The sequence below is a fragment of the Streptomyces sp. NPDC018031 genome (assembly GCF_044327625.1).
Taxonomy (GTDB): Bacteria; Actinomycetota; Actinomycetes; order Streptomycetales; family Streptomycetaceae; genus Streptomyces.
The window spans coordinates 1-4,199 of sequence record NZ_JBIRFT010000055.1; the positions used below are offsets into that span (position 1 = coordinate 1).

The 4,199-nt window shown below is 70.3% G+C and carries 1 protein-coding gene; it reads left to right on the forward strand.

The window, feature by feature from the left end:
• Positions 1-4,199, forward strand: a 4,199-nt coding sequence (locus tag ACH4B3_RS34165) for a type I polyketide synthase (RefSeq protein WP_398469671.1), incomplete at both ends; no start/stop codon positions are given.

Here is a 4,199-nt window from a genome sequence, read left to right on the forward strand (position 1 = left end):
AACGGTCAGGGATTCGACTCCCTGACCGCGGTCGAACTACGCAACCGGCTGACCGCGGTCACCAACCTCGCGCTGCCCGCGACCGCGCTGTTCGATCATCCCACCCCCCTCGCGCTCGCCCGTCACCTCGCCGCCCACCTCACCGGCCGGGCCGCACCCGCCACCGGGCCCAACCCGACAACCGCACCGGGTGTGGGTGCCGGCGAGCCGATCGCGATCATCGGTATGGCCTGCCGGTATCCCGGGCAGATCACCTCTCCCGAGGAGTTGTGGCACCTCCTGGCCCAGGGCACCGACGCGATCACCTCGATGCCCACCAACCGGGGCTGGGACCTCGACTCGCTCTACCACCCCGACCCCGACCACCCAGGGACCTGCTACACCCGCCATGGCGGGTTCCTCCACAACGCCCCGGACTTCGACCCCGCGTTCTTCGGGATCTCCCCCCGCGAAGCCCTCGCGATGGACCCCCAACAACGCCTCCTCCTCGAAACCGCCTGGGAAGCCACCGAACACGCCGGCATCGACCCCACCACCCTCACCGGAACCCAAACCGGCGTCTTTGTCGGCGCGTCGGCTCAGGACTACGTGCCCCGCATCGAAGCAACTCCTGACAACATCGGTGGCTACCTGGTGACCGGCAACGCGGCCAGCATCATGTCCGGCCGTCTCTCCTACAACTACGGCTTCGAGGGGCCTGCGGTGACGGTGGACACCGCGTGTTCGTCCTCACTGGTCGCAGTCCATCTCGCATGCCAGTCACTGCGCACCGGCGAATCCACCCTCGCCCTGGCCGGCGGCGTCACCGTCATGGCCACCCCCTTCGGTCTCGTGGAGTTCAGCCGACAGCGGGCCCTGTCCCCCGACGGCCGATGCAAAGCCTTCGCCGACAGCGCGGACGGCACCGGGTGGGCCGAAGGCGCCGGCATGCTCCTCCTGGAACCCCTCTCCCAAGCACAGCGCAACGGCCACCCCGTCCTGGCCGTCATCCGCGGCTCCGCCGTCAACCAGGACGGCGCCAGCAACGGACTCACCGCCCCCAACGGCCCCGCCCAGCAACGCGTCATCCACCAAGCCCTCACCAACGCCCGCCTCACCCCCGCCGACATCGATGCCGTCGAAGCACACGGCACCGGCACCACCCTCGGCGACCCCATCGAAGCCCAAGCCCTCCTCGCCACCTACGGCCAAAACCGCCCCGACGACCAACCCCTCTGGCTCGGCTCACTCAAATCCAACATCGGCCACACCCAGGCCGCCGCAGGCGTCGGCGGCATCATCAAGATGGTCTTGGCGCTGCAGCACGAACAGCTGCCCAAGACGCTGCACGTCGACGACGCCCCGTCGCATCACGTGGATTGGAGCAGCGGCACCGTCACGTTGCTCACCGAGCCCCGGCCCTGGCCCGCCTTCAGTGATCGCCCTCGGCGCGCAGGCGTTTCCTCCTTCGGCGTCAGCGGAACCAACGCCCACCTCATCCTCGAACAGTCGCCGGCCACCACACAAGCGCCGGAGGCCACACCTACCCCCCGTCGGGTCGTCCAGCCCCTGACTGTGCCCTGGTTGATCTCCGGCAGGAGCGAAGCCGCCTTGCGGCAGCAGGCTCAGCGCCTCTGCACTCATCTCCTCCTTCAGCCGGACCTCGAACCGGTCGACATCGCCCATGCCCTCGTGACGACGCGAGCAGGCTTCGACCACCGAGCCGTGGTTCTGGGAGGCAGCAGCGCCGACCTCTTGCACAGCCTCCAGTGCCTCGCCTCCGGTGAACCGTCTGCTCAGGTCGTGACCGGGACCGCGGAGGCTGTGGGCAAGACCGTGTTCGTCTTCCCTGGTCAGGGGTCGCAGTGGGTGGGGATGGCGGGGGATCTGCTGGATGCCTCGCCGGTGTTCGCCTCGCAGATCGAGGCGTGCGCCGAGGCCCTGGCTCCGCATGTGGACTGGTCGCTGGTTGGGGTGTTGCGGGGGGTGGAGGGGGCCGCGTCGCTGGAGCGGGTGGATGTGGTCCAGCCGGTGCTGTTCGCGGTGATGGTGGGCCTGGCCCGGATGTGGCAGGCCGCCGGCGTGCAGCCCGACGCGGTCATCGGACACAGCCAGGGCGAGATCGCCGCCGCCCACATCGCCGGAGCCCTCACCCTGAACGACGCAGCCACCGTCATCGCCCAGCGCAGCAAAGCCCTGGCCCGGCTCTCCGGCACCGGCGCCATGGCCTCACTCACCCTCACCGAACAGGACACCGAGACCCTGGTGGCCCCCTGGGAGAGGCGGGTGAGCATCGCCGCCCACAACGGGCCCACCAGCCACATCGTCTCCGGAGACACCACAGCCGTGGAGGAACTCCTGGAAGCCTGCACGGCCCGGGGGGTGCGAGCCCGGCGAATCCCCGTGGACTACGCCTCCCACAGCCCGCACGTCGAAACCGTCCGGGACGACATCCACACCGCCCTCACCGCGATCACTCCCCACACCCCTGCCATCCCGCTGATCTCCACCCTCACCGGCCAATGGGTCACCGGACCCGACATGGACGCCACCTACTGGTACGACAACCTCCGCCACCCCGTCCGCTTCACCCAAGCCGTGCGGGTCCTGGCGGCCGAAGGCCACCACACCTTCATCGAAACCAGCCCCCACCCCGTCCTCACCCACACCATCGAAGCCATTGTCGAGGAACACCACGAGGGGCAAGAAGAGTTCGCGGCGGTGTCCATCGGTGGACAGGCCGACTCCCAGCCGGCTCACGACGACGCCCCGGTGTCCGGGGGTGATTCGTCGGCGCCTCCTGTGGTGGTGGGTTCGTTGCGGCGTGATGAGGAGGGTGCGCGGTGTTTTGTGGGTGCTGTGGCCCGGGTGCACGCGGCTGGGGTGCGGGTGGACTGGGCGGGGCTGCTGGCCGGGTGGGGCGGGCAGCGGGTCGACCTGCCGACCTACGCCTTCCAACGGGAACGGTTCTGGCTGCCGGCCGCCACACCCACCGGAGCTGGAGCCGGGGCCGGGGCCGGGGCTGCCGGGGGGACGGCTGCTGAGGCCCGGTTCTGGGAAGCGGTGGAATCCCAGGACCTGGCCGGCGTGGCACGCGTGCTGCGGGTGGAGGAGCGACAAGCACTCGAAGGCCTCGAACAAGCCCTGCCGGTGCTCTCCGGCTGGCGACGTCATCAACGCGAACGCTCGCAGATCGACAACTGGCGCTACCGCCTGACCTGGCAACCAGCCGCTATCACCACCACGCCCCACACCGCCTCGACTGCCACCACCACTTCCGGTACTCAGGTGACGGCCACGGACGGCCGGTGGCTGGTGATCACCCCGACCGACCCCCACGACGACAGCGTCACAACCGAAAGGGCCGAGGCAGCCGAGGCGGCTGGGGCTGCTGGTCTGGCTGGGGCGTGTGTGGAGGCGTTGCGGGGCTTGGGCGTGCGGGCCGAGGTGGTCGCAGTCGATCCCCGGGCGGGACGTGAGGAGTTCGTCGGGCTCCTGGACCAGGCGGCACGGACCAGTCCCATCCAGGGCATCCTGTCCCTCCTTGCCCTGGCCGAGGGCCATCATCCCGAGCATCCCGCTGTCCCCGCCGGAGCAGCCGCCACCCTCCACCTCATCCAAGCCCACACCACCACCGACAACACCACCCCTGACACCGACATCGACACCGACGCCAGGACCGGGGTCGACTCCGGTGTCACGGGTACGGGTGCCCGGGTCTGGTGTGTCACCACCGGTGCCGTCTCCACCGGCCCCGATGACCCCCTGCCCGCCCCTGATCAGGCGTGGGTCTGGGGCATGGGCCGGGTCGCGGCCCTGGAACACCCCGACCACTGGGGCGGTCTCATCGACCTCAACCACCCAAACCCCGAACCCCACACCGGCCCCCACCCCCACCCCGCCCCCGACACCACCCCGAGCACCCCCACTCCCAGCACCCCTGCCCCCGTCTCCTCCTCCAGTGGTTCGCTTCAGCACCTCGCCACCGCTCTCCGCCACGCCGTCCACCCCACCCTCCCTTCCACCACGGGGTTGGCCGGTGGTTCGGGTTCGGGTTCGGGTTCACTGCCGGTGGAGGACCAGCTGGCCGTCCGGCCTCAGGGGCTGTTCGTCGCGCGGCTGGTCCCCGCTCCGCTGCCCGACCGTCCCGCACCCAGCCCCTGGCACCCCCGCGGCACCATCCTGATCACCGGCGGCACCGGAGCCCTGGGCTCCCACCT